This window comes from Acinetobacter brisouii (assembly GCF_008993995.1).
Taxonomy (GTDB): Bacteria; Pseudomonadota; Gammaproteobacteria; order Pseudomonadales; family Moraxellaceae; genus Acinetobacter; species Acinetobacter brisouii_A.
Genome location: NZ_BKNN01000082.1, coordinates 1 through 6,880, shown reverse-complemented (window position 1 = coordinate 6,880; position 6,880 = coordinate 1). Strand labels below are relative to the sequence as shown.

Here is a 6,880-nt window from a genome sequence, read left to right as displayed (position 1 = left end):
AACCTATCATTTTAAAGTGCTTTTTATTGATAAATTTATCTAAAGATAAATTTATTTTTTTGTTTTATCTAAGAAATTTAATAACTAAAAGAGAGAATCATTTATCTTATATTTATATAAAACTATATTTTTTTAACAAAAACATAAATATAAACATTCAAATTATATTTTAAAAAAATCTAAGAAATCATTATATTAATACAATACTCTGCACATAGATTTTTCAACTGTTGCTTACTCATAAGCCAATTACAATAAAGCCGAGTCAATGAGTTGCTCGGCTTTATCTGTGTAAAAGAATATTAATAAATCGCCATATGATTGCGGTGAATCATTTCCAAAGAACGCGCTTCACCTAACACCTGAAACACCTTATCAGATGCTAAACCTTTCACAATCTCAGCAGAACGTGAGCTAAAATTGACACGCCCGACAGCAATACGACGGCCATCGGTGTCCACACATTCAACCACATCACCACGATCAAAATGCCCTTCGACAGCTTTTACACCGACAGGCAACAAGCTACGATGTTTTTTCTTAATCGCTTCTACCGCGCCATCATCAATCACCAAACGACCTGCTGTTTGTAAATGTGCAGCAAGCCATTGCTGATGTGCTGTCATACGGTCATTATCGGTCACAAATAACGTGCCAAGCATTTCACCAGACATCAGCCGTGAAAGCACCAGATCACTATCACCACTTGCAATCAAGGTTGGGCAGCCTGATTTCGCTGCTAAACGTGCCGCACGAACTTTGGTGACCATGCCACCACGTCCAAGCAAACCACCGCCACCAGCCATTTCAAACAAGCTTTCATCAAGTGCGCGCACACTCGATAAAAGTTTTGCATCTGGATTTGAGCGTGGATCTGCATCGAACATGCCCTGCTGATCAGTCAAAATAATCAACAAATCAGCATGTACTTGACCCGCAACCATTGCCGCCAAAGTATCATTATCACCAAAACGAATTTCGTCTGTCGATACCGTGTCATTTTCATTGATGACTGGAATCACGCGCCATTCGATCAAGTGTTGCAGTGCATCACATGAGTTTAAATAGCGACGGCGATCTGCCAAATCATCGTGAGTCAATAACACCTGTGCCGTCTGAATGTGATGTTTTTCGAGAACACTTGACCAAGTCTGAATCAAGCCCATCTGCCCAATGGCAGCACAGGCTTGTAGACTCGGCAAATCGGTGGGTCGTGCGGCAAGTTTCATACGTACCATGCCCTCTGCCACAGCGCCAGATGAAACCAAAATGATTTCATGCCCAGAACGATGCAAATCGGCAATTTGACTTGCCCAATGAGAAATTGCATCGAGGTCTAAGCCCTGACCATTTGCTGTGAGTAAAGAAGAGCCGATTTTCACAACGATACGTTTACAGCCAGTTAGCTGACGTTGCCCATTCACCACTTCAATCATTATGTCCTCAGTCGTACTTATCGTACGTATATTACTTCTACTTCGTCGTCTTCATCATCATCGAAGTCATCATCGTCACCACCTAGACGCTGTGCTCTACGCATTGCACGATAAGCTTCTTTGGCAGCCAATGTCTGCTCACGTGTTTCAGCTTCAAGCTGATCACGGAAGGCTTTCATTTCTGCTGCATATTCAGGATCTTCAACTTCACGTTCACGCTGTTCTTCGATCTGATCCATCAAATAATACACAACATCTTTTGTGCCTTCTTCAAGCAATCCAGATGTTCTGAATACTGGGCCTGTCCACTCTAACTCTGTCAAAATGTGCTGACACCATTCTTCACGGTTTTCTTCATCAATCTGATCAAGTTTGTTCAATACCAAAACCACAGGCAATTTAGACAAAGTTGGAGAGAATTTTTTCAATTCGCCCAAAATCGCTTTGGCATTATGTGCAGGGTCAGAACCATCAATCGGTTGTACGTCAACAATATGCAACAAGATACGTGTACGCGCCAAATGTTTCAGGAAGCGAATCCCTAGACCTGCACCTTCTGCCGCCCCTTCGATCAAACCTGGAATGTCCGCCATAACAAACGAACGATGACGGTCAGCATCCACAACGCCAAGGTTAGGCACCATAGTGGTAAATGGATAATCTGCCACTTTTGGTTTTGCCGCAGATACGGCACGAATAAAGGTTGATTTACCTGCATTAGGCATACCGAGTAAGCCAACATCTGCAAGGACTTTCAACTCTAGACGAACTTCACGGAATTCGCCTTTAATGCCTGTAGTGAACTTACGTGGAGCACGGTTGGTTGATGATTTGAAGTGGGTATTGCCCAAACCACCATCACCGCCTTGTGCGACAAGAACGCGTTGACCATTTTCAACCAAGTCACCAATAATGTCGCCTGATTCAGTATCTACAATTGTTGTTCCTACAGGAACTTTTAAAATGACGTCGGGTGCGCCACGACCAGCACAGTTTGCGCCTGCACCATTTTTTCCACGTTCAGCGCGGAATTTACGGGTATAACGATAATCGACCAAGGTACTGGTATCGTTGTCAGCCTGAATATATACGCTGCCGCCACGACCACCATCACCACCATCTGGACCACCAAATGGGACAAATTTTTCACGGCGAAAACTGGCTACGCCATTGCCACCGTCGCCAGCCTCTACGGTAATGACTGCTTCATCAACAAAGCGCATCTGCCAATCCTCTAAAACTCTAAAACCGCCTATTCTGCCATATTTTAATAAATTTCTCGAATAGAAAAATGACACAATTGATTTTTATCGTTTATACAGCTCAATTTTTCTTATGTTGAAGAATCAATTCAAGATTTTGTTCAATCCACACAACCAATTGCGTGATCTGCTGTGCTGCACTTTCTCCGAGTTCCGTGAGCTGATATTCAACACGTGGCGGCACTTCTGGATAGACCGTTCGAGTGACAAAACCATCTTTTTCCAAAGTTTTTAAGGTTTGTGTCAACATTTTCTCACTGACACCATCAATTCGTTTTCTCAATTGACTAAAACGCTGCACACCTTCGCTCAGACAGCGCAATACCAGAACTGCCCATTTACTGGTGAGATGTTCCAAAATTTCGCGTGATGGACATTGACTGGATAAAACATAACCAATTAAATTTTGTTTAGACTGTGTCATAGCGAAATTCTCACCTTTAGCTCATTAACTTACTTTTAGGTATGTACTTACTTTTAGTAAGTTTTGAATTTATGATCATAGCATACAATCAATTGCAGCACTTCATTCTGAGGAGATTAAAATGAAAATCGCAATTACAGGTGCAACAGGTCAGCTTGGACAATATGTTATTGAATTTTTATTAAAGACAGAGAACGCTCAAAATATTGTAGCGTTAGTCCGTGATCTTGATAAAGCACAGTCTTTAAAACAACAAGGTATTGATGTTCGTTATTTTAATTATGATGAACCTGAATCTTTAGCACCTGCACTTCAAGGCGTAGATAAATTACTGCTCATTTCAGCCAATGAAGTCGGTCGCCGCACACCACAGCATCAAGCTGTGATCGAAGCTGCCAAACAAGCGCAAGTGAAACATCTTGTTTATACCAGTTTATTAAATGCAACACATTCGCCCTTGTCTTTAGCCAAAGAACACCAAGAAACTGAAGCCTTAATCCAACACAGTGGTCTCAATTACACTTTCTTACGCAACAACTGGTACAGTGAAAATTACTTAGGAACCTTAGCTCAAGTCATCGAACAAGGTGTCTTATATGGTGCAGCAGGTGAAGGGAAAATCAGCTCAGCTTCACGCCAAGATTATGCAGAAGCAGCAGCTAAAGTACTGACCAGTTCAGGTCATCAACAAAAACTTTATGAATTGGCTGGATCAGAGAGTTATACCCTTACTGAACTCGCAGAGAGCATTAGCCAAATATCAGGAAAAACAATTCATTATCAAAACTTGACTGCCCAAGAATATACAGATGCTTTACTTGCAGCAGGATTACCCGAAGGATTAGTTCATGTGATTGTCGATGCTGATCTACAAGCTGCTCAAGGTGCCATGTATAGCGAGTCAAAAGATCTAGAAAATTTGATTGGTCACACCACAACATCTATTCAGACATTGATTCAGCAACAACTTGATAAAGCATAGCAATAAAAAACCCAGTCAGGTGACTGGGTTTTTCTTATTGACCGAGCAACAAACTTATGCTTTTGTGCTTGGTACTTTTGGATAGCTCACGCCGCTCATTTGCTCAGCGATACGCAATACTTGGCAGCTATAACCTACTTCGTTGTCATACCAAACGTAAGCAGTTAAACGGTTGCCAGATACGATGGTTGCTTGCGCATCGAAGATACCTGCACTACGTGAACCAATAAAGTCGCTTGAAACTACTTCAGTTGAGTTGGTATAGCCAATTTGACCTTGCAATGCTGAACCAATTGAAATTTGGCGAACATATTCGTTCACTTCATCACGATCAATTTCTTGATCTAGAGTTAAGTTCAAAATCGCCAAAGATACGTTTGGTGTAGGAACACGTACTGAGTTACCTGTCAATTTACCTTTCAATGCTGGCAATGCTTTCGCCACAGCTTTCGCCGCGCCAGTTTCGGTAATCACCATGTTCAAAGTTGCAGCACGACCACGACGATCTGCCTTGTGATAGTTATCAATCAAGTTTTGATCATTGGTAAATGAGTGAACAGTTTCAACATGACCATTCAATACTTTGTATTTGTCGTCCAACACTTTTAACAATGGAGTAATTGCGTTAGTCGTACAGCTTGCAGCAGAGATCAGTTTATCTTCATCTAAAATGTCTGCGTGGTTCACACCAAATACGACATTTTTCATTTCGCCTTTTGCTGGAGCAGTCAATACAACACGTGCAACGCCAGGGCATTTCAAGTGTTGAGCAAGACCATCAGCATCACGCCATTTACCTGTATTGTCAATTAACAGTGCATTTTCAATACCATACTGAGTGTAATCCACTTCTGATGGGTTTGAAGCGTAAATCACTTTGATGAAGTTACCATTGGCAATAATTGCTTCATTTTCTTCGTCTACAGAAATTGTACCTGCAAAAGAACCATGAATTGAGTCACGGCGTAACAAAGAAGCACGCTTAGCCAAGTCACCGTCTGAAGTTTTACGAACAACAATCGCTTTAATGTTTAAACCACGACCAATACCTGTTTGCTCGATGATTAAACGTGCCAAAATACGACCAATACGACCAAAACCGTAAAGCACAACATCTTTCGGTTCTACTTCAGCAGCACGACCATTGATGGCTTGTACAGCATTTGCAACAAAAGCGTCAATATCGCCGCCTTTTTCTTTGTATTCAACAGCAAGTTTGCCAAGATCTACTTCTGCAGAACCGATATTCTCGATTTTTGCCAACGCTTCTAAAATTGGGAAAGTATGAACAACTGACAACTCAACATCTACAATACGAGTACGACGGTGAGCTTTTAAAATTTGAATTACTGAACGGTTAACAAGTGCGCGACCATAAACAGAAGTTACAATATTTTTTTCACGGTATAATTTACCGATCAAAACGATCATTTTTTCTGCGATTTCTTCGCGGTTTTTCCAACGACCCTGATGTTCTGCATGTAGAGCGATAATCGTTTCTTTGCTCACAAGTACGTCCTCAATTTATAGAAGTGTTTATCGCGAGCAATTTTAAAGGAAAATAGCGAAGTTTGAAATTAAAATAACGATAGTATTATCATAAAAGGATTATACCATCGTCATATTTATAAAAAAATATAATACATTCATAGAAAAAATGAATATAAAACTCATCTAATTAGTTTATTTTTATTCATCTTTACGATGAGAAGCAGTACGTTCAGAGAATTTTTCAATATTGGTAATCAAAGCCTGACGTTTGCGTTGTTGAAGATAAATATGCCACATTCCCTCTAAAACTAAAATACCCACAGCACACCAAATTGGAATATAGGTAAACCATTCTTCTGAGTGAATTTTTTCTCCTAAAATCACTGCTGAGATTGCAAGCAATACAGGTTCAAGATAACTCAGCAAACCAAATAACACCATCGGTAAATAACGACTCGCCAGAATATAACTCCCCAAACCAATGGCACTTAGCACCCCAAGCCCAGTGACCGCAGCAATCAGATGCGGCTGTTCAAGAAAAGTGCTCCAAGGTAGTGTCCAAGTCTGAATAAAGTAAATTGCCACAGGCAGCATCAAGACATTGTCCCACCAAAACCCGCCTAAATGATCTGTCTTGATCATCTTACGCAGAAAGAAATAAGCAGAATACCCTAGAGCAACCAGTAGCGTTTCCCATGCAATCGTGCCCATCCGCCAAATTTCATGCACAACGCCAAGTACTGCACACAGTACGGCAATTTTTTGAAACCAAGAGAGTTTTTCTTTATAAAACACGCTCCCAACCAAAACCAAAACCAATGGCAACAGGAAGTAGCCTAAAGAAACCTGCATGCCACGACCATGCATTGGTGCCCATAAAAACAACCATAATTGAACTGCTGCCAGTACCGAGGTTAAGATCAGCAATAAGAAAAATGAAGGTTTTTGCTTTACTCGATCATAGATTTGACGAATTAGTTTTAAATCACCACTAAACCACATAAACAGGGTTAAAAACGGTAAGAGAGAAATCATTCTCCAGCCAAAAGTCTGTGAACCATCAAAGATTTTCAAAAACTGACTGTAAAAATACAAAATACCAAATACTGTAGAGGCTAAAACGGAAAGAAAGATACCTTTAACCATCTACATCCCCACCCAACACACTACAAAAAAACATAAAATAACCAAATACTTTTCAATCAAAAATCTGGGAGAGAGTATCGGTTAGATTTCACAAAAAATTTATACCAAATACTCAAAAATTCAGCGCTCGATTATAGCG

The 6,880-nt window shown here is 40.5% G+C and carries 6 protein-coding genes; 1 reads left to right on the top strand and 5 read right to left on the bottom strand.

The window, feature by feature from the left end; translation table 11 throughout:
* Window positions 1-302: 302 nt before the first annotated feature.
* The 3 genes from proB to GBN19_RS13655 all read right to left on the bottom strand — a co-directional run bounded on the left by proB (window position 303) and on the right by GBN19_RS13655 (window position 3,122).
* A complete protein-coding gene (gene proB / locus GBN19_RS13665; RefSeq protein WP_151778517.1) occupies window positions 303-1,436 on the bottom strand; it encodes a glutamate 5-kinase in 1,134 nt (377 codons plus the stop codon).
* Window positions 1,437-1,453: 17 nt separating this feature from the next.
* Complete coding sequence (gene cgtA / locus GBN19_RS13660; protein ID WP_111892236.1) at window positions 1,454-2,659, bottom strand: Obg family GTPase CgtA; 1,206 nt, start codon at window positions 2,657-2,659, stop codon at window positions 1,454-1,456.
* A gap of 100 nt (window positions 2,660-2,759) precedes the next feature.
* Complete coding sequence (locus GBN19_RS13655) at window positions 2,760-3,122, bottom strand: winged helix-turn-helix transcriptional regulator (protein WP_151778516.1); 363 nt, start codon at window positions 3,120-3,122, stop codon at window positions 2,760-2,762.
* A gap of 121 nt (window positions 3,123-3,243) precedes the next feature.
* Here GBN19_RS13655 and GBN19_RS13650 point away from each other — a divergent pair, with 121 nt between their 5' ends.
* Window positions 3,244-4,104 carry an SDR family oxidoreductase gene (locus tag GBN19_RS13650; protein ID WP_151778515.1) on the top strand — a complete coding sequence of 287 codons (861 nt, stop codon included), beginning with the start codon at window positions 3,244-3,246 and terminating at the stop codon, window positions 4,102-4,104.
* Window positions 4,105-4,158: 54 nt separating this feature from the next.
* On the opposite strand, the gene GBN19_RS13645 is transcribed toward GBN19_RS13650, so the two are convergent.
* Entirely contained in the window at window positions 4,159-5,613 is a 1,455-nt protein-coding gene (locus GBN19_RS13645) for a glyceraldehyde-3-phosphate dehydrogenase (protein WP_151709942.1), read from the bottom strand.
* Between the two features lie 180 nt (window positions 5,614-5,793).
* The gene (gene rarD / locus GBN19_RS13640; protein WP_151778514.1) at window positions 5,794-6,741 is read right to left on the bottom strand and encodes an EamA family transporter RarD; all 948 of its coding nucleotides are present in this window, start codon (window positions 6,739-6,741) and stop codon (window positions 5,794-5,796) included.
* Window positions 6,742-6,880 lie beyond the last annotated feature (139 nt).